This is a genomic window from Streptomyces sp. NPDC037126, assembly GCF_055605965.1.
In genome coordinates, this window is record NZ_JBVJTD010000020.1 from 36,275 (window position 1) to 55,856 (window position 19,582).

A 19,582-nucleotide genomic window follows, 5' to 3' on the forward strand; every position below is an offset into this window, starting at 1 on the left:
CCCATGAGCAAGATCCTGATCCGTGGTGCGAAGGTGCTCGGCGGCGAGCCGCAGGACGTGCTGATCGACGGCGAGACCATCGCCGAGGTGGGCACCGGTCTCAGCGCCGAGGGCGCCGAGGTCGTCGAGGCGGAGGGCCGGGTGCTGCTGCCGGGCCTGGTCGACCTGCACACCCATCTGCGCGAGCCGGGCCGCGAGGACTCCGAGACCGTGCTGACCGGCACGCGCGCGGCGGCGAGCGGCGGCTACACCGCCGTGTTCGCCATGGCCAACACCTTCCCCGTCGCCGACACCGCCGGTGTCGTCGAGCAGGTCTGGCGGCTCGGCGGGGAGCACGGCTACTGCGACGTGCGGCCCATCGGCGCCGTCACCGTCGGACTGGAGGGCAGGAAGCTCGCCGAGCTGGGCGCCATGCACGAGTCGGCCGCCGGCGTCACCGTCTTCTCCGACGACGGCAAGTGCGTGGACGACGCGGTGATCATGCGCCGCGCGCTGGAGTACGTGAAGGCCTTCGACGGTGTCGTCGCCCAGCACGCGCAGGAGCCGCGGCTGACCGAGGGCGCCCAGATGAACGAGGGCGTCGTCTCCGCAGAGCTGGGCCTCGGCGGCTGGCCGGCCGTCGCCGAGGAGTCGATCATCGCCCGGGACGTCCTGCTCGCCGAGCACGTCGGCTCCCGCGTCCACATCTGCCACCTGTCGACCGCCGGCTCGGTGGAGATCGTCCGCTGGGCCAAGTCCCGCGGCATCCAGGTCACCGCCGAGGTCACCCCGCACCACCTGCTCCTCACCGACGAGCTGGTGCGCACCTACAACCCGGTCTACAAGGTCAACCCGCCGCTGCGCACCGAGCGGGACGTGACGGCCCTGCGCGAGGCGCTCGCCGACGGCACGATCGACATCGTCGCCACCGACCACGCGCCGCACCCGCACGAGGACAAGGACTGCGAGTGGGCGGCGGCCGCCATGGGCATGGTCGGCCTGGAGACCGCGCTGTCGGTGGTCCAGGAGACCATGGTCGAAACGGGCCTGCTGGACTGGGCCGGCGTCGCCGACCGGATGTCCGTCAAGCCCGCGCAGATCGGACAGGCCACCGGGCACGGCCGTCCCGTCTCGGCCGGTGAGCCCGCCAACCTCACCCTCGTCGACACGGCATACCGTGGCCAGGTGGAACCCGCGGGCTTCGCCTCGCGCAGCCGCAACACCCCCTACGAGGGTCGTGAGCTGCCGGGCCGTGTGACACACACGTGGCTGCGGGGCAAGGCCACGCTCGTCGACGGGAAGCTCACGTGACACCTGTAATCCTGCTGGCCGAGGCCAAGAGGTCGGCCGCGGTCACCGACTGGCCGGCCCGCATCGGCTGGCTCGTCGGACTCCTCCTCTTCATCGCACTCGTCTACTGGCTGATGCGCGAGGGCTGGAAGTGGCGCGGCACGCTCCAGAGCGACATGCCGGAGCTGCCCAGCGCGCCGGACGAGACCGGCCCGGTGAGACTGAGCATGAGCGGCCGCTACCACGGCTCCACCACCGCCGGGCAGTGGCTGGACCGGATCGTGGCGCACGGCCTCGGCGCCCGCAGCCTGGCCGAGCTCACCCTGACGGACGAGGGCCTGGAGGTGGAGCGCCCCGGCGCGCCCGACTTCTTCGTCCCCGCCGCCGCACTGCGCGGGGCCCGGCTCGACAAGGGCATCGCCGGCAAGGTCCTCACCGAGGGCGGCCTGCTGGTGGTGACCTGGGAGCACGGCGGCAAGCTGATCGACTCCGGCTTCCGCTCCGACCACGCGGCCGAGCACGCCGAGTGGGTCGACACCCTGAACCAGATGACCAACGACACGGAAGGCGCACGATGACGACCTCCACCAGGGGAAGCTCCTCACAGAGGAACAAGGCGCTTCCCGCCGTACTCGTCCTGGAGGACGGCCGCATCTTCCGCGGCCGCGCCTACGGGGCCGTGGGGGAGACCTTCGGCGAGGCCGTGTTCTCCACCGGTATGACCGGCTACCAGGAGACCCTGACCGACCCGTCGTACGACCGTCAGATCGTCGTCGCGACCGCCCCGCAGATCGGCAACACGGGCTGGAACGACGAGGACGACGAGTCCGGCCGCATCTGGGTCTCCGGATACGTCGTGCGCGACCCCGCGCGCGTGCCGTCCAACTGGCGCGCCAAGCGCTCCCTGGACGACGAGCTGGTGCGGCAGGGCGTGGTCGGCATCTCCGGCATCGACACCCGCGCCCTCACCCGCCACCTGCGCGAGCGCGGCTCGATGCGCTCCGGCATCTTCTCCGGCGAGGCCCTCGCCCCCGAGAGCGAACTGCTCACCCGCGTGCAGGCCCAGCCCCACATGAAGGGCGCGAGCCTCTACGAGGAGGTCGCGACCAAGGAGGCGTACGTCGTCCCTGCCGTCGGCGAGAAGCGCTTCACGGTCGCCGCGATCGACCTCGGCATCAAGGGCATGACCCCGCACCGCATGGCCGAGCGCGGCATCGAGGTGCACGTGCTGCCCGCGACCGCCACGGCCGAGGAGATCTACGCCGTCGACCCGGACGGTGTGTTCTTCTCCAACGGCCCCGGCGACCCGGCGACCGCCGACGGCCCGGTCGCGCTGATGTCGGCCGTCCTGGAGCGCAGGACGCCGCTGTTCGGCATCTGCTTCGGCAACCAGATCCTCGGCCGCGCCCTCGGCTTCGGCACCTACAAGCTGAAGTACGGCCACCGCGGCATCAACCAGCCGGTCCAGGACCGTACGACCGGCAAGGTCGAGGTCACGGCGCACAACCACGGGTTCGCCGTGGACGCGCCCCTCGACAAGGTCAGCGAGACCGCGTTCGGCCGCGCCGAGGTCTCGCACGTCTGCCTGAACGACAACGTCGTGGAGGGGCTGCAGCTGCTCGACCAGCCGGCCTTCTCCGTCCAGTACCACCCCGAAGCGGCAGCGGGCCCGCACGACGCCGCCTACCTGTTCGACCGCTTCGTTTCCCTGATGGAGGGCCAGCGTGCCTAAGCGCACCGATATCCAGTCCGTCCTGGTCATCGGCTCCGGCCCGATCGTCATCGGCCAGGCCGCCGAGTTCGACTACTCCGGCACCCAGGCGTGCCGGGTGCTCAAGGCCGAGGGCCTGCGCGTGGTCCTCGTCAACTCCAACCCGGCGACGATCATGACCGACCCGGAGATCGCCGACGCCACCTACGTCGAACCGATCACCCCCGAGTTCGTCGAGAAGATCATCGCCAAGGAACGCCCCGACGCGCTGCTGCCCACCCTGGGCGGCCAGACGGCCCTGAACACCGCCATCTCGCTGCACGAGAACGGCGTTCTGACCAAGTACGGCGTCGAGCTGATCGGCGCCAAGCCCGAGGCCATCCACAAGGGCGAGGACCGCGATCTCTTCAAGGGCGTCGTCGAGGAGGTCCGCCGCAAGACCGGGCACGGCGAGTCCGCCCGCTCGGTGATCTGCCACACCATGGACGACGTCCTCAAGGGCGTCGAGACGCTCGGCGGCTACCCGGTCGTCGTCCGCCCTTCCTTCACCATGGGCGGCGCCGGCTCCGGCTTCGCGCACGACGAGGAGGAGCTGCGCCGCATCGCCGGCCAGGGCCTCACGCTGTCTCCCACCACCGAGGTCCTCCTGGAGGAGTCCATCCTCGGCTGGAAGGAGTACGAGCTGGAGCTGATGCGCGACAAGCACGACAACGTCGTGGTCGTCTGCTCCATCGAGAACTTCGACCCCATGGGCGTGCACACCGGTGACTCGATCACCGTCGCGCCCGCGATGACGCTGACCGACCGCGAGTACCAGATCCTGCGCGACATCGGCATCGCCGTCATCCGCGAGGTCGGCGTCGACACCGGCGGCTGCAACATCCAGTTCGCGGTGAACCCCGAGGACGGCCGCGTGATCGTCATCGAGATGAACCCGCGCGTGTCGCGCTCCTCGGCGCTCGCCTCCAAGGCGACCGGCTTCCCGATCGCCAAGATCGCCGCCAAGCTGGCCGTCGGCTACACGCTGGACGAGATCCCGAACGACATCACGCAGGAGACCCCGGCCTCCTTCGAGCCCACGCTCGACTACGTGGTCGTCAAGGCCCCGCGCTTCGCCTTCGAGAAGTTCCCGCAGGCCGACTCCACGCTGACCACCACCATGAAGTCGGTCGGCGAGGCCATGGCCATCGGCCGCAACTTCCCCGAGGCCTTCCAGAAGGCCCTGCGCTCCCTGGAGAAGAAGGGCAGCCAGTTCACCTTCGTCGGCGAGACCGGCGACAAGGAGGCGCTGCTGCGCGAGGCCGTACGGCCCACCGACGGCCGGATCAACACGGTCATGCAGGCCATCCGCGCGGGCGCCACGCCCGAGGAGGTCTTCGAGTACACGAAGATCGACCCGTGGTTCGTCGACCAGCTCTTCCTGATCAAGGAGATCGCCGACGAGCTGGCCGAGGCGCCGGAACTGACCGGCGACCTGCTCTCCGAGGCCAAGCGGCACGGCTTCTCCGACCAGCAGATCGGTGAGATCCGCGGTCTGCGCGAGGACGTCGTCCGCGAGGTCCGGCACGCGCTCGGCATCCGCCCGGTCTACAAGACGGTCGACACCTGCGCCGCCGAGTTCGCCGCACGGACGCCGTACTTCTACTCCGCCTACGACGAGGAGACCGAGGTCGCGCGGCGCGACAAACCCGCGGTGATCATCCTCGGCTCCGGCCCGAACCGCATCGGCCAGGGCATCGAGTTCGACTACTCCTGCGTCCACGCCTCCTTCGCGCTGTCGGACGCCGGGTACGAGACCGTGATGGTCAACTGCAACCCGGAGACCGTCTCCACGGACTACGACACCTCCGACCGCCTGTACTTCGAGCCGCTGACGCTCGAGGACGTGCTGGAGATCGTCCACGCGGAGTCCCTCGCCGGTCCCGTCGCCGGCGTGGTCGTCCAGCTCGGCGGCCAGACCCCGCTGGGCCTCTCGCAGGCCCTGAAGGACAACGGCGTGCCGATCGTCGGCACCTCCCCGGAGGCCATCCACGCGGCCGAGGACCGCGGCGCCTTCGGGCGCGTCCTCGCCGAAGCGGGGCTGCCGGCCCCGAAGCACGGCACGGCCACCACCTTCGCGGAGGCCAAGGCCATCGCCGACGAGATCGGCTACCCGGTCCTCGTCCGGCCCTCCTACGTCCTCGGCGGGCGCGGCATGGAGATCGTCTACGACGAGACCCGCCTCGCCAGCTACATCGCCGAGTCGACCGAGATCAGCCCCTCCCGGCCGGTTCTCGTCGACCGCTTCCTGGACGACGCCATCGAGATCGACGTCGACGCGCTCTACGACGGCGAGGAGCTGTACCTCGGCGGAGTGATGGAACACATCGAGGAGGCCGGCATCCACTCCGGCGACTCGGCGTGCGCCCTGCCCCCGATCACCCTCGGCGGCTTCGACATCAAGCGCCTGCGCGCCTCCACCGAGGCCATCGCCAAGGGCGTCGGCGTGCGCGGCCTGATCAACATCCAGTTCGCGATGGCCGGCGACATCCTCTACGTCCTGGAGGCCAACCCGCGCGCCTCCCGCACGGTGCCCTTCACCTCCAAGGCGACCGCCGTGCCGCTCGCGAAGGCCGCCGCCCGGATCTCGCTGGGCGCGACCATCGCCGAGCTGCGCGCCGAGGGGCTGCTGCCGAAGCACGGCGACGGCGGCGAGCTGCCGCTGGACGCGCCGATCTCCGTCAAGGAGGCCGTCATGCCGTGGTCGCGCTTCCGCGACATCCAGGGCCGCGGCGTCGACACCGTCCTCGGTCCCGAGATGCGCTCCACCGGCGAGGTCATGGGCATCGACTCGGTCTTCGGCACGGCGTACGCCAAGTCGCAGGCCGGCGCGTACGGCCCGCTGCCCACCAAGGGCCGCGCCTTCATCTCGGTCGCCAACCGCGACAAGCGGTCGATGATCTTCCCGGCGCGCGAGCTGGTCGCCCACGGCTTCGAGCTGCTCGCCACCTCCGGCACCGCCGAGGTCCTCAAGCGCAACGGCATCAACGCCACCGTCGTGCGCAAGCAGTCCGAGGGCACCGGCCCGAACGGCGAGAAGACCATCGTCCAGCTCATCCACGACGGCGAGGTCGACCTCATCGTCAACACCCCGTACGGCACCGGGGGCCGCCTCGACGGCTACGACATCCGTACGGCGGCCGTGGCCCGCTCGGTCCCGTGCCTGACGACCGTCCAGGCGCTCGCCGCGGCCGTCCAGGGCATCGACGCGCTCAACCACGGCGACGTGGGCGTCCGCTCGCTCCAGGAGCACGCGGAACACCTGACCGCGGCCCGCGACTAGCGCTCCGCGGAGAGGCCGTGTGCCACGCTGCGGGCCGTCTGTGGCTGGTCGCGCAGTTCCCCGCGCCCCTTCGGGGCGCGGGCCCCTAGCCGCCCATGAGGGGGGACTCCGGAAACGGTGTCCCCCCTTGGTGTGAGGACACTTGATGTATCACCTCTTCTTCCGTCTGGTCTTCAAGCGGATGGATCCCGAGAAGGCCCACTACCTGGCCTTCCGCTGGATCCGACTCGCCGCCCGCGTCCCGGTGCTGCGCACCTTCGTGGCGGCCGCCCTCGCGCCGCGCCACAAGGAGCTGCGCACCGAGGCCCTCGGGCTGCGCATGCACGGCCCCTTCGGGCTCGCGGCCGGCTTCGACAAGAACGCCGTCGCCATCGACGGCATGTCCATGCTGGGCTTCGACCACGTCGAGATCGGCACGGTCACCGGGGAGCCGCAGCCCGGCAACCCGAAGAAGCGGCTGTTCCGGCTCGTGGCGGACCGCGCGCTGATCAACCGCATGGGATTCAACAACGACGGCTCGCTGGCCGTGGCGGCCCGCCTGGCCACGCGTGAGCCGGTCTTCCGTACCGTCGTCGGCGTCAACATCGGCAAGACCAAGGTCGTCCCCGAGGCGGAGGCCGTGGGCGACTACGTGAAGTCGGCCGAGCGCCTCGCCCCGTACGCCGACTACCTGGTCGTGAACGTCTCCTCCCCGAACACGCCCGGCCTGCGCAACCTGCAGGCGGTCGACCACCTGCGTCCGCTGCTGAGCGCCGTGCGCGAGGCCGCCGACCGCACGGTCGCGAACCGGCGCGTCCCGCTCCTGGTGAAGATCGCCCCGGACCTCGCCGACGAGGACGTCGACGCCGTCGCCGACCTGGCCGTCGAGCTGGGCCTGGACGGCATCATCGCGACCAACACGACCATCGCGCGCGAGGGCCTCGGGCTGCGGTCGGGGCCCTCGCTCCTGAAGGAGACCGGCGGCCTGTCCGGCGCGCCGCTCAAGGCGCGCTCCCTGGAGGTCCTGCGCCGCCTGTACGCGCGCGTGGGCGATCGGATCACCCTGGTGGGGGTCGGCGGCATCGAGACCGCCGAGGACGCCTGGCAGCGCATCCTGGCCGGTGCCACGCTGGTCCAGGGCTACAGCGCCTTCGTCTACGAGGGCCCCTTCTGGTGCCGCGCGATCCACAAGGGCCTCGCCGCCCGCCTGCGCACCAGCCCGTACGCCACCCTCGCCGAAGCGGTCGGCGCCGACGTGAGGAAGCCCGCATGACCCCGATGGAGCCCTTCGGCGCCCGGCTGCGCCGCGCCATGGACGAGCGCGGCCCGCTGTGCGTCGGCATCGACCCGCACGCCTCCCTGCTCGCCGAGTGGGGCCTGAACGACGACGTGGCGGGCCTGGAGCGGTTCAGCCGCACGGTCGTCGAGGCGATGGCCGACCGGGTGGCCGTCCTGAAGCCGCAGAGCGCCTTCTTCGAGCGGTTCGGCTCGCGCGGCCTGGCCGTCCTCGAACGGTCGGTCCAGGAGGCGCGCCAGGCCGGCGCGCTGGTCGTGACGGACGCCAAGCGCGGCGACATCGGCTCGACCATGGCCGCCTACGCCGAGGCCTTCCTGCACAAGGACTCCCCGCTGTTCTCCGACGCCCTGACCGTCTCGCCGTACCTCGGCTACGGCTCGCTCAGCCCGGCCGTGGCGCTGGCCCGGGAGAGCGGCGCGGGCCTGTTCGTACTGGCGCTGACCTCGAACCCGGAGGGCGGCGAGGTGCAGCACGCGGTCCGCGCCGACGGCCGGACCGTCGGGGCGACCATGCTGGCCCACCTGGCGGCCGAGAACGCGGGGGAGGAGCCGATGGGCTCCTTCGGCGCGGTCGTCGGCGCCACGCTCGGCGACCTCTCCACGTACGACCTCGCCATCAACGGCCCGCTGCTCGCGCCCGGCATCGGCGCCCAGGGCGCGACCCCGGCCGACCTCCCGGAGGTCTTCGGGGCGGCCGTGCGCAACGTGGTGCCCAACGTCAGCCGGGGTGTCCTGCGTCACGGTCCCGACGTCGGGGCGCTGCGCGGGGCCGCCGAGCGCTTCGCGGAGGAGATCCGGGCGGCCGTGGCCGGTGCCTGACCCCTTCGACGGGTGCTCCGGTGAGCGGCCTGGGGGCGACTTGAGTGTGAATACATCCTCAAATCGAGGGCAGTATGTCTGAAATGTCCGGCCTGACGGAGGCTGACCAGGACTTTTCCGCTGTTCTCGCTGACTCTGGCGGACTTGACCGCTAGTCTCCGAGCTGTGGGGACACCCCCACACCCATTAGGTAGTGGGGGAGAACGGGCGAAGCGTGTTGCTCGTAGCTCCCCAGGTGTGGGGCGACTAGGTTCCTCACCGGTCCGTATCCGACAGTTCGACATCCGAGGTGACGTAGGCGTGGCTCTTCCGCCCCTTACCCCTGAACAGCGCGCAGCCGCGCTCGAAAAGGCCGCCGCGGCTCGCCGGGAGCGGGCCGAGGTCAAGAATCGACTCAAGCACTCCGGCGCCTCCCTGCACGAGGTCATCAAGCAGGGCCAGGAGAACGACGTCATCGGCAAGATGAAGGTCTCCGCACTGCTCGAGTCGCTGCCGGGCGTGGGCAAGGTCCGCGCCAAGCAGATCATGGAGCGTCTGGGTATCTCCGAGAGCCGCCGTGTGCGGGGTCTCGGTTCCAACCAGATCGCCTCCCTGGAGCGTGAGTTCGGCAGCACCGGCTCCTGAGTCCGGGCCTTGGCCGGGCCGGGAGTCCCGGGCACTCCGGGATTGCTGGAATAATCGCTGCATGAGTGAACGTCCGCGGCTGACCGTGCTCTCCGGCCCCTCGGGGGTCGGCAAGAGCACGGTCGTCGCCCATATGCGCAAGGAACACCCCGAGGTCTGGCTCTCGGTGTCGGCGACGACCCGTACGCCGCGCCCCGGCGAGCAGCACGGAATCCACTACTTCTTCGTCACCGACGAGGAGATGGACAAGCTGATCGCCAACGGTGAACTGCTGGAGTGGGCCGAGTTCGCCGGCAACCGTTACGGCACGCCCCGCGCGGCCGTGCTGGAGCGGCTGGAGAACGGCGAGCCGGTCCTGCTGGAGATCGACCTCCAGGGCGCCCGGCAGGTCCGCGACTCCATGTCCGACGCCCAGCTGGTGTTCCTGGCCCCGCCCTCCTGGGAGGAGCTGGTGCGCAGGCTCACCGGCCGGGGGACCGAGCCGCCCGAGGTCATCGAGCGTCGCCTGGAGGCGGCCAGGACCGAGCTGGCGGCCGAGCCGGAGTTCGACGAGACCTTGGTCAACACCTCCGTCGAGGACGTGGCCCGTGAGCTGCTAGCCTTGATGGACGTTGTGTGATCACGAGTGTGTGATCATGAATGATTCTTTCCCACCCATCGGAAGGTAGAGCGTGTCCTCTTCCATCACCGCGCCCGAGGGCATCATCAACCCGCCGATCGACGAGCTTCTCGAGGCCACCGACTCGAAGTACAGCCTCGTGATCTACGCGGCCAAGCGTGCCCGTCAGATCAACGCGTACTACTCGCAGCTCGGCGAGGGCCTCCTCGAGTACGTCGGTCCGCTCGTCGACACCCACGTCCACGAGAAGCCGCTCTCGATCGCCCTGCGCGAGATCAACGCCGGTCTGCTGACCTCCGAGGCCATCGAGGGCCCCGCTCAGTAGCACCGCGCGGTAGTACTTTCAGATTGCGGTTGACTTATCCACAGGCCCGGCAGCCGTACTGCCGGGCCTGTGGTGTGTGATGGTCCCGTACGTTCGAGCCGGGGAGAGATGGTGGACAAGCCGAGGGTCGTTCTGGGCGTCAGCGGCGGCATCGCCGCCTACAAGGCCTGTGAGCTGCTGAGAAGGTTCACGGAGTCGGGCCATGACGTGCGCGTCGTGCCCACGGCCTCGGCGCTGCACTTCGTCGGCGCCGCCACCTGGTCCGCCCTGTCCGGCAACCCGGTCGCCACCGAGGTCTGGGACGACGTCCACGAGGTCCCGCACGTCCGCATCGGCCAGCACGCCGACCTGGTGGTCGTGGCCCCGGCGACGGCCGACATGCTCGCCAAGGCCGCCCACGGCCTGGCCGACGACCTGCTGACCAACACCCTTCTGACGGCTCGCTGCCCCGTGGTCTTCGCCCCCGCGATGCACACCGAGATGTGGGAGCACCCCGCCACCCAGGAGAACGTCGCCACCCTGCGCCGTCGCGGCGCCGTCGTCGTCGAGCCCGCCGTCGGCCGCCTCACCGGCGTCGACACCGGCAAGGGCCGGCTGCCCGACCCGGTGGAGATCTTCGAGGTCTGCCGCCGGGTGCTGGCCCGGGGCGTCGCCGAGCCCGACCTGAGGGGCCGGCACGTCGTGGTCTCCGCCGGCGGCACCCGCGAGCCCCTCGACCCCGTGCGCTTCCTCGGCAACCGCTCCTCCGGCAAGCAGGGCTACGCCCTCGCCCGCACGGCCGCCGCCCGCGGCGCCCGGGTGACGCTGATCGCCGCCAACACCGGCCTGCCCGACCCGGCGGGCGTGGACGTCGTCCAGGTCGGCACCGCCGTCCAGCTGCGCGAGGCCGTCCTGAAGGCCGCCGCGGACGCCGACGCCGTCGTCATGGCCGCCGCCGTCGCCGACTTCCGCCCGGCGGCCTACGCGACCGGCAAGATCAAGAAGAAGGACGGCCAGGACCCCGACCCCATCGTGCTGGTGCGGAATCCGGACATCCTCGCGGAGATCTCCGCCGATCGGGCCAGGGCCGGACAGGTGATCGTCGGCTTCGCCGCCGAGACCGACGACGTGCTCGCCAACGGCCGCACCAAGCTCGCCCGCAAGGGCTGCGACCTCCTCGTCGTCAACGAGGTGGGGGAGCGCAAGACCTTCGGCTCCGAGGAGAACGAGGCCGTCGTGCTGGGCGCCGACGACAGCGAGACCCCGGTGCCGCACGGGCCCAAGGAGGCCCTGGCCGAGATCGTCTGGGACCTGGTCGTGCCCCGGCTGGGCTGACGCCCGGCGGGCCGGTCGTCAGGTTCACGCCACGCCGAAATCGGGTGTGGCGACCCTGGCCAAGGTCGCTCGGCATTGTGCAGAATGCCCGTGCCGCAGGTCACAGCGCTCCCGAGAGGCGAGACGGTGGCCCATCGGCCGAGTGCGACCGATAAACTGTTCACGGTCGACGCCAGGCGCAGCCCGTGTCGTCCGCAAATGATCAGCCAGCAGCCGCTGCAACCACAGGGAGCGTTGTGTCCCGTCGCCTGTTCACCTCGGAGTCCGTGACCGAGGGTCACCCCGACAAGATCGCTGACCAGATCAGCGACACCATTCTCGACGCGCTTCTGCGCGAGGACCCGACCTCCCGGGTCGCCGTGGAGACGCTCATCACCACCGGCCTGGTGCACGTGGCCGGCGAGGTGACGACCAAGGCCTACGCGGACATCGCGACCCTCGTCCGCAGCAAGATCCTGGAGATCGGCTACGACTCCTCCAAGAAGGGCTTCGACGGCGCCTCCTGCGGCGTGTCGGTGTCCATCGGCGCGCAGTCCCCGGACATCGCGCAGGGTGTCGACACCGCGTACGAGAACCGGGTCGAGGGTGACGAGGACGAGCTGGACCGGCAGGGCGCGGGCGACCAGGGCCTGATGTTCGGCTACGCGTCGGACGAGACCCCGACCCTGATGCCGCTCCCGATCTTCCTGGCGCACCGCCTGTCCAAGCGCCTCTCCGAGGTCCGCAAGAACGGCACGATCCCCTACCTGCGCCCGGACGGCAAGACGCAGGTCACCATCGAGTACGACGGCGACAAGGCGGTCCGCCTCGACACGGTCGTCGTCTCCTCCCAGCACGCCTCGGACATCGACCTGGAGTCTCTGCTGGCGCCCGACATCCGCGAGTTCGTCGTGGAGCCGGAGCTGAAGGCGCTCCTGGACGAGGGCATCAAGCTGGACACCGAGGGCTACCGGCTGCTGGTCAACCCGACCGGCCGCTTCGAGATCGGCGGCCCGATGGGTGACGCCGGTCTGACCGGCCGCAAGATCATCATCGACACCTACGGCGGCATGGCCCGCCACGGCGGCGGCGCCTTCTCGGGCAAGGACCCGTCCAAGGTGGACCGCTCCGCCGCGTACGCGATGCGCTGGGTCGCCAAGAACGTGGTGGCCGCCGGTCTGGCCGCCCGCTGCGAGGTCCAGGTCGCGTACGCGATCGGCAAGGCCGAGCCCGTCGGCCTGTTCGTGGAGACCTTCGGCACCGCCAAGGTCGACGCCGAGAAGATCGAGAAGGCCATCGACGAGGTCTTCGACCTGCGTCCGGCCGCGATCATCCGCGACCTCGACCTGCTCCGCCCGATCTACGCCCAGACGGCGGCCTACGGCCACTTCGGCCGCGAGCTGCCCGACTTCACCTGGGAGCGCACGGACCGCGTCGACGCCCTGCGCGCCGCCGTGGGCCTGTAGACCCCGCCACCTCTCGCCGAGGCCCGGCCCCCACGGGGCCGGGCCTCGGCGTGTCCCGGTTCAGCCGGCGGGCACCGGCCGGATCCACCGCCGCGGACGGCCGCTCCCAGGGGTCCGCTGGAGGGCCTTGTAGGAGAGCACGACCCGGCCCCGCAGGGTCTCCGCGATCAGCACCTCGGCGGTGATCCGCCGACCCGGCCGCACCACGTCCGCCGGACGACCGATGGAGGACCACGACAGCTCCGGGAATTGCCTGGCGGGCGTGGACCGGTCCTCCCTACGCCGGGGCCGCCGGTGCCCGCCCGGTGCGAGGGCCGCGGATACTTCCGGGTGCAGACCCCGCAGGTTCGAATCCTGCTGCCGCTCCGCAGGCGGGGCGGTATGGCCGAGTGGCCCAAGGCGGAAGCGCCGTGAGGCGTCGGCCGTGGCCGGGCCGATCTCGGGCGGGCACCGGGCGTCCGGCGCCGTTGTCGGTGCCGTTTGGTAAGAATGCAAGCGTGAGCAGCGAGAACGGGGCGCCCCGGGCAGAAGGGGACGGCGGGGCCGAGGGGGCACCGCCGGAGCAGCTCGCGCTCATCCGGGAGAGCGTGCGCCAGGCGAAGACGCCCCGGGCCAAGCCGCGGACCTGGCGGGGCGCCGCCCTCGCGGAGCGGGCGCCGGTCGCGCGGGTGCTGGTCGACAAGGGTGTGCTGCATCTCGACCGCTACTTCGACTACGCGGTCCCCGCCGAGCTGGACGAGCAGGCGCAGCCCGGAGTGCGGGTGCGCGTGCGGTTCGGGGCCGGGCGGCACCGGGTGCGCGAGGGCCGCCGGGAGGGCGGCGGCCTCATCGACGGTTTCCTCGTCGAGCGTCGGGAGGAGTCCGACTACTCCGGGCCCCTGGCGGCGCTCGCCCAGGTCGTGTCGCCCGAGCCCGTGCTGAGCGAGGAGCTGCTGGGGCTCGCCAGATCCGTCGCCGACCGGTACGCGGGAAGCCTCGCCGACGTGCTCCAGCTGGCGGTACCGCCGCGCAGCGCCCGCGCCGAGGGGCGTCCGTCCCCCGATCCGCTGCCGCCGCCCGAGGCGCCCGGCGCCGGTTCCTGGACGCGGTACGAGCAGGGGGGCGCCTTCCTCGACGCGCTGGCCTCCGGCGGCGCGCCCCGGGCCGTGTGGAACGCCCTGCCGGGGCCGCTGTGGAGCGACGAGCTGGCCCGGACCGTCGCCGCCACGCTCGCCTCCGGACGCGGCGCGCTCGTCGTCGTACCGGACGGCCGGGCGGCCGCACGGGTCGACGCCGCGCTGACCACGCTGCTCGGCACGGGCCGGCACGCGCTGCTCACCGCCGAGGCCGGACCCGAGAAGCGGTACGCGCAGTGGCTCGCGGTGCGGCGGGGATCCGTACGCGCCGTGGTCGGGACCCGGGCGGCCATGTTCGCGCCCGTGCAGGACCTCGGGCTCGTCGCCGTCTGGGACGACGGCGACGACAGCCACAGCGAGCAGCACGCCCCGCAGCCGCACGCCCGTGACGTGCTGCTGCTGCGCGCCGCGCTCGACCGGTGCGGCTTCCTGCTGGGCGGCTTCGGCTGCACCGTGGAGGCCGCCCAGCTGGTCGAGAGCGGCTGGGCGCGGCCCCTGGTGGCCGGGCGGGAGCAGGTGCGGCGGTCCGCGCCGCTGGTCCGGACGGTCGGGGACGAGGACCTCGCCCGCGACGAGGCCGCGCGCGCCGCCCGGCTGCCCACGCTCGCCTGGCAGGCGGCCCGCGAAGGCCTGCGGCACGGGCCGGTGCTCGTCCAGGTGCCCCGGCGCGGGTACGCGCCGAGCATGGCGTGCGCCCGGTGCCGCGCCCCGGCGCGCTGCCGGCACTGCTCCGGGCCGCTCCAGGGGCAGGACGCGGACGTGCTGCGGTGCGGCTGGTGCGGGCGCGAGGAGGGCGCCTGGCACTGCCCCGAGTGCGGGGGCTTCCGGCTCCGCGCCCAGGTCGTGGGCGCGCGGCGGACCGCCGAGGAACTGGGCCGGGCCTTTCCCGCCGTGCCCGTGCGCACCTCGGGGCGCGAACACGTACTGGACACCGTGCCGGGCACACCCGCGCTGGTCGTGAGTACACCGGGCGCCGAGCCGGTCGCCGAGGGCGGCTATGCGGCGGCCCTGCTGCTGGACGGCTGGGCCATGCTCGTACGGCCCGACCTGAGGGCCGGGGAGGACGCGCTGCGCCGCTGGATCGCGGCGGCGGCGCTGGTACGCCCCCAGGGGGAGGGCGGCACGGTGGTCGTGGTGGCCGAGCCGACCCTGCGGCCCGTGCAGGCGCTGGTGCGGTGGGACCCGGTGGGGCACGCGGTGCGGGAGCTGGCCGAGCGGGCCGAACTGGGTTTTCCGCCGGTGTCCCGGATGGCGGCCGTGTCCGGCACTCCGGCGGCCGTCGCCGAGTTTCTCGCCGCCGTCGAACTGCCGTCCGACGCGGAGGTGTTGGGGCCGGTACCGCTGCCGGACGCGCCGCCCGGCCGGCCGCGCAGGCCCGGGGTGGCGCCTCCCGGGGAGCACTGGGAGCGGGCACTGGTACGCGTGCCGCCCGGCAGCGGCGCGGCGCTGGCGGCCGCTCTGAAGGCCGCTCAGGCAGCCCGCATGGCACGGGGGAGCGGCGAGCCGGTGCGGGTGCGGATCGATCCGCCGGACATCGGGTGACGGCGGGGCGGGCGGGCCGGGGGTCCTGACGCACGGCTGCCCTCCCGGAGGCCTCCCGGGAGGGCGGGGTGGGGCGGCTCAGCCGTTGCGCGGACCGGGGAAGGCGGTCGGCCGGACGTCGTCACGCAGCGTCGGGCTGCCCGCGGTCGGCTGCGTGGGCAGGGAACGGGCGGCGGGGACCGTCGGCACCGTGGGCAGGCCGGTGTTCACGTTCACCGTGCGGGTTCCGGTCGGCTCCTGGGCCAGCTCGGGCTCGGTCGCCGCCGGGGTCGCGGCGCGGCGGGCGCCGTAACGGCGGTGCACCGCCTGCTTGGTCACCCCGAGAGCCGAACCGACCGCGTCCCACGAGAAGCCGAGTGAGCGGTCGAAGTCCACGGCGGCCGTCACCAGGGTCTCGACGCTGTCCCGGAGTTCCTGGGCGAGGCGCACCGTCGGGGCGGGGGCGCGTCCGTAGACGACGAAGCCCGTGGACGGGCCGGAGCGGCGCGGGCGGTAGACGTTGCCCAACTGGGCGGTGAGCGTGCGCAGCGCGTCCACCTGCCGGCGGACCCGCTCGATGTCCCGCACCAGCAAGTGCAGGCTGGCCCGGGCCTGGGCGTCGTGGGTTGCGTGGTCGGCCATGAACAAGCCTCTCGAACTGCGGTGAAAGGAATCGGGCGGCGAAAGCGGTCCTCTGTGGTCAACTCCTTCTTGACCAACGCGTGTGCGCTCCGCTGGTCACGGGGTGGGGGCGTACGGGCATATGCATACGCCTCCCTTCCACCCGCGCGCCGCTCGCCGTCAGTTGACCGGACGGCAGGGCGACCGGCGGGTGGTGATTCGCCGTCGGAAGCCTGTGCGGTGTGGTCATAGACTGGTGCGCTGCCCGCCCGCCCCCGCCCGAGAGGCCCGCTCCCGCCCATGAAGCTCGTCTTCGCCGGTACCCCCGAGGTCGCCGTTCCCGCCCTGGACGCCCTGATCGCCTCCGGGCGGCACGAGGTGGCCGCCGTCGTCACGCGGCCCGACGCACCCGCCGGCCGTGGACGCAGGCTGGTCGCTTCGCCCGTGGCCGAGCGGGCGGAGGAGGCCGGCATCGAGGTGCTGAAGCCGGTCAGGCCGCGCGACCCCGAGTTCCTGGAGCGGCTGGGGGAGATCGCCCCGGACTGCTGCCCCGTCGTCGCCTACGGTGCCCTGCTGCCCCGCGTCGCCCTCGACGTGCCCGCCCACGGCTGGGTCAACCTGCACTTCTCGCTGCTGCCCGCCTGGCGCGGCGCGGCGCCGGTGCAGCACGCGCTCATGGCGGGCGACGAGATCACCGGGGCCTCCACCTTCCTCATCGAGGAGGGCCTGGACTCCGGGCCGCTGTACGGGACGGTGACCGAGCAGGTCCGGCCCACCGACACCAGCGGCGACCTGCTCACCCGGCTGGCCTTCGCCGGGGCCGGGCTGCTCGCGGCCACCATGGACGGCATCGAGGACGGCACGCTGAAGGCCGTACCGCAGCCGGCCGAGGGCATCACCCTCGCACCGAAGATCACCGTCGAGGACGCCCGGGTGGACTGGGCGACGCCGGCGCTGCGCGTGGACCGGGTCGTGCGCGGCTGCACCCCGGCGCCCGGCGCCTGGACCACCTTCCGCGGCGAGCGGCTCAAGCTCGTCCAGGTCACCCCGGCGCCCGAGCGGACGGACCTGGCCCCGGGCCGGATCGCTGCGGGCAAGAACAGCGTGCACGTGGGCACCGGTTCCCACGCGGTCGAGCTGCTCTGGGTGCAGGCCCAGGGCAAGAAGCCGATGCGCGCGGCCGACTGGGCGCGCGGCGTGCGCATCGCCGAGGGCGAGGCGCTCGGCGGCTGAGCCCGGGCGGCGGGGACGGCGGTGCGCCGACGTAGGCTGGACACCGCACCCCCTCTTCACATCCGGAGCACCTTTTTCGTGAGCGAGCAGTCGCGGCGGCCCCACAGGCCCGCCAAGCCCTACCGGCGTCCCCAGAAGGACCCCGTCCGCATCCTGGCCTTCGAGGCGCTGCGGGCGGTGGACGAGCGGGACGCGTACGCCAACCTCGTGCTGCCCCCGCTGCTCAGGAAGGCGCGCGAGAAGGAGGGGCCGGACAAGTTCGAGGCCCGGGACGCCGCGCTCGCCACCGAGCTGGTGTACGGCACGCTGCGCCGCCAGGGCACGTACGACGCCGTCATCGCCGCCTGCGTCGACCGGCCGTTGCGCGAGGTCGACCCGCCGGTGCTCGACGTGCTGAGCCTCGGCGCGCACCAGCTGCTCGGGACCCGGATCCCCACCCACGCCGCCGTGTCCGCGACCGTGGAACTCGCCCGAGTCGTGCTCGGGGACGGACGCGCCAAGTTCGTCAACGCGGTGCTGCGCAAGGTGGCGCAGGACGACCTCGACGGGTGGCTCGGCAAGGTCGCGCCGTCCTACGACGAGGATCCCGAGGACCATCTCGCCGTCGTGCACTCCCACCCCCGCTGGATCGTCTCCGCGCTCTGGGACTCCCTCGGGGGCGGACGCGCCGGCATCGAGGAACTGCTCGCGGCCGACAACGAGCGGCCCGAGGTGACGCTGGTCGCGCGCCCGGGGCGGGCCACCGCCGAGGAACTGCTGCGCGAGGACGCGGCGGTGCCGGGGCGCTGGTCGCCGTACGCCGTGCGGCTGGCCGAGGGCGGCGAGCCCGGCGCGGTCGGGGCCGTGCGCGAGGGGCGCGCCGGGGTGCAGGACGAGGGCAGCCAGCTGGTGGCCCTCGCGCTGGCCAACGCTCCGCTGGAGGGGCCGGACCGCCGGTGGCTCGACGGGTGTGCCGGGCCCGGCGGCAAGGCCGCGCTGCTGGGCGCGCTCGCCGCCGAGCGGGGCGCCGCGCTGCTCGCCGCGGAGAAGCAGCCGCACCGGGCCGGTCTCGTAGCCCGGGCGCTGGCCGGGAACCCGGGGCCGTACGAGGTCGTCACCGCGGACGGGACCCGGCCGCCGTGGCGGTCCGGCAGTTTCGACCGCGTGCTGATGGACGTGCCGTGCACCGGGCTCGGCGCCCTGCGGCGGCGCCCCGAGGCCCGCTGGCGGCGGCGCCCCGAGGACCTGGACAGCTTCGCCCCGCTCCAGCGCGCCCTGCTGACCACCGCGCTCGACTCGGTGCGCGTCGGCGGCATCGTCGGCTACGCCACCTGCTCGCCGCACCTCGCCGAGACCCGCGCGGTCGTCTCCGACGTGCTCAAGCAGCACCCCGACGCCGAACTCGTCGACGCACGCCCGCTGCTCCCCGGCGTCCCCGCGCTCGGCGAGGGACCGGACGTCCAGCTGTGGCCGCATCTGCACGGCACGGACGCGATGTACCTGGCCCTGATCCGCCGCACCGGCTGAGCGTTCCGGCGGGGGCGGGGGACGTGAGGCCGGCCGTCACCGGTACGATGAACGGCCTCGCGCGTGGACGGCGCGAACATCAGTGCTCCGGGCATGGCAGGCTTGGGTCATGGCCGTGCAGATCAATCCCAGCATCCTGTCCGCCGACTTCGCGCGCCTCGCGGAGGAGGCCAAGGCGGTCCAGGGCGCCGACTGGCTCCATGTCGACGTCATGGACAACCACTTCGTCCCGAACCTCACGCTCGGCGTGCCGGTCGTGGAGTCCCTGGCCCGCGCGACGGACACCCCGCTGGACTGCCATCTGATGATCGAGGACCCCGACCGCTGGGCGCCCCAGTACGTGGAGGCGGGCGCCTCGTCGGTCACCTTCCACGTGGAGGCGGCCGCCGCGCCGGTGCGACTCGCCCGGGAGATCCGCGCCAAGGGGGCCCGCGCCGCCATGGCGCTCAAGCCCGCGACGCCGATCGAGCCGTTCGAGGACCTGCTGCCGGAACTCGACATGCTGCTGATCATGACGGTCGAGCCCGGCTTCGGCGGCCAGGCGTTCCTCGACATCATGCTGCCGAAGATCCGCCGCACCCGTGAGCTGATCGGCAAGCACGGTCTTCAGCTGTGGCTGCAGGTCGACGGTGGTGTCTCGGCCTCGACGATCGAGCGGTGCGCGGACGCCGGGGCGGACGTGTTCGTCGCCGGCTCGGCGGTCTACGGGGCGAAGGACCCAACGGACGCGGTACGTGCCCTGCGCGCCCAGGCGGATTCGGCCACCGCCAAGGCGTCGTGGGCATGCGACCACTGAGCCACAGGTACGTGAACGCTTGAGTGAACGCCGCCCATCAGGGCGGATCCGTTGCGCCGAATCTGCA

At 72.5% G+C, this 19,582-nt stretch carries 17 protein-coding genes; 15 read left to right on the top strand and 2 right to left on the bottom strand.

Annotation, left to right across the window (positions count from 1 at the left end; genetic code table 11):
* Positions 1-3: 3 nt before the first annotated feature.
* From ACZ7FF_RS33915 to metK, 11 genes are all read left to right on the top strand, one after another.
* Positions 4-1,290, top strand: coding sequence for a dihydroorotase (locus tag ACZ7FF_RS33915; protein WP_470817187.1), 1,287 nt, complete (start codon positions 4-6; stop codon positions 1,288-1,290).
* Positions 1,287-1,847 carry a PH-like domain-containing protein gene (locus tag ACZ7FF_RS33920; protein ID WP_470817189.1) on the top strand — a complete coding sequence of 187 codons (561 nt, stop codon included), beginning with the start codon at positions 1,287-1,289 and terminating at the stop codon, positions 1,845-1,847. The genes ACZ7FF_RS33915 and ACZ7FF_RS33920 overlap by 4 nt, the downstream gene beginning before the upstream one ends.
* Entirely contained in the window at positions 1,844-3,001 is a 1,158-nt protein-coding gene (carA, locus tag ACZ7FF_RS33925; RefSeq protein ID WP_470817191.1) for a glutamine-hydrolyzing carbamoyl-phosphate synthase small subunit, read from the top strand. Before ACZ7FF_RS33920 ends, carA begins: the two co-directional genes overlap by 4 nt.
* Entirely contained in the window at positions 2,994-6,302 is a 3,309-nt protein-coding gene (gene carB, locus ACZ7FF_RS33930; protein ID WP_470817192.1) for a carbamoyl-phosphate synthase large subunit, read from the top strand. Before carA ends, carB begins: the two co-directional genes overlap by 8 nt.
* A 145-nt stretch (positions 6,303-6,447) precedes the next feature.
* Entirely contained in the window at positions 6,448-7,554 is a 1,107-nt protein-coding gene (locus ACZ7FF_RS33935; protein ID WP_470817194.1) for a quinone-dependent dihydroorotate dehydrogenase, read from the top strand.
* A complete protein-coding gene (pyrF, locus tag ACZ7FF_RS33940; RefSeq protein WP_470817196.1) occupies positions 7,551-8,396 on the top strand; it encodes an orotidine-5'-phosphate decarboxylase in 846 nt (281 codons plus the stop codon). The genes ACZ7FF_RS33935 and pyrF overlap by 4 nt, the downstream gene beginning before the upstream one ends.
* A 300-nt stretch (positions 8,397-8,696) precedes the next feature.
* Entirely contained in the window at positions 8,697-9,020 is a 324-nt protein-coding gene (locus tag ACZ7FF_RS33945) for an integration host factor (protein WP_003977346.1), read from the top strand.
* On the top strand, positions 8,995-9,639 hold the full coding sequence (gene gmk / locus ACZ7FF_RS33950) for a guanylate kinase (RefSeq protein WP_470817198.1): 645 nt from the start codon (positions 8,995-8,997) through the stop codon (positions 9,637-9,639). The genes ACZ7FF_RS33945 and gmk overlap by 26 nt, the downstream gene beginning before the upstream one ends.
* 52 nt (positions 9,640-9,691) lie before the next feature.
* Complete coding sequence (rpoZ, locus tag ACZ7FF_RS33955; RefSeq protein ID WP_005319902.1) at positions 9,692-9,964, top strand: DNA-directed RNA polymerase subunit omega; 273 nt, start codon at positions 9,692-9,694, stop codon at positions 9,962-9,964.
* Between the two features lie 111 nt (positions 9,965-10,075).
* The gene (gene coaBC, locus ACZ7FF_RS33960; RefSeq protein WP_470817351.1) at positions 10,076-11,278 is read left to right on the top strand and encodes a bifunctional phosphopantothenoylcysteine decarboxylase/phosphopantothenate--cysteine ligase CoaBC; all 1,203 of its coding nucleotides are present in this window, start codon (positions 10,076-10,078) and stop codon (positions 11,276-11,278) included.
* Positions 11,279-11,514: 236 nt separating this feature from the next.
* Positions 11,515-12,723: a methionine adenosyltransferase gene (metK, locus tag ACZ7FF_RS33965; protein WP_470817201.1), complete on the top strand. Its 1,209-nt coding sequence runs from the start codon at positions 11,515-11,517 to the stop codon at positions 12,721-12,723.
* Positions 12,724-12,783: 60 nt separating this feature from the next.
* On the opposite strand, the gene ACZ7FF_RS33970 is transcribed toward metK, so the two are convergent.
* Positions 12,784-12,930: a hypothetical protein gene (locus ACZ7FF_RS33970; RefSeq protein ID WP_470817203.1), complete on the bottom strand. Its 147-nt coding sequence runs from the start codon at positions 12,928-12,930 to the stop codon at positions 12,784-12,786.
* Positions 12,931-13,220: 290 nt separating this feature from the next.
* On the opposite strand from ACZ7FF_RS33970, the gene ACZ7FF_RS33975 reads away from it, so the two are divergent.
* The gene (locus tag ACZ7FF_RS33975) at positions 13,221-15,380 is read left to right on the top strand and encodes a primosomal protein N' (RefSeq protein ID WP_470817205.1); all 2,160 of its coding nucleotides are present in this window, start codon (positions 13,221-13,223) and stop codon (positions 15,378-15,380) included.
* A gap of 78 nt (positions 15,381-15,458) precedes the next feature.
* Here the strand turns inward: ACZ7FF_RS33975 and ACZ7FF_RS33980 are convergent, their stop codons facing one another.
* Entirely contained in the window at positions 15,459-16,001 is a 543-nt protein-coding gene (locus ACZ7FF_RS33980) for a hypothetical protein (RefSeq protein ID WP_470817206.1), read from the bottom strand.
* 279 nt (positions 16,002-16,280) lie between these two features.
* On the opposite strand from ACZ7FF_RS33980, the gene fmt reads away from it, so the two are divergent.
* The 3 genes from fmt (at position 16,281) to rpe (ending at position 19,515) form a co-directional block, all read left to right on the top strand.
* On the top strand, positions 16,281-17,213 hold the full coding sequence (fmt, locus tag ACZ7FF_RS33985; RefSeq protein WP_470817207.1) for a methionyl-tRNA formyltransferase: 933 nt from the start codon (positions 16,281-16,283) through the stop codon (positions 17,211-17,213).
* A 78-nt stretch (positions 17,214-17,291) separates the two neighbouring features.
* The gene (locus tag ACZ7FF_RS33990; protein ID WP_470817208.1) at positions 17,292-18,719 is read left to right on the top strand and encodes an RsmB/NOP family class I SAM-dependent RNA methyltransferase; all 1,428 of its coding nucleotides are present in this window, start codon (positions 17,292-17,294) and stop codon (positions 18,717-18,719) included.
* Positions 18,720-18,828: 109 nt separating this feature from the next.
* Positions 18,829-19,515, top strand: a complete 687-nt coding sequence (gene rpe / locus ACZ7FF_RS33995) for a ribulose-phosphate 3-epimerase (protein ID WP_470817209.1) — start codon at positions 18,829-18,831, stop codon at positions 19,513-19,515.
* The last annotated feature ends 67 nt before the right edge of the window (positions 19,516-19,582 follow it).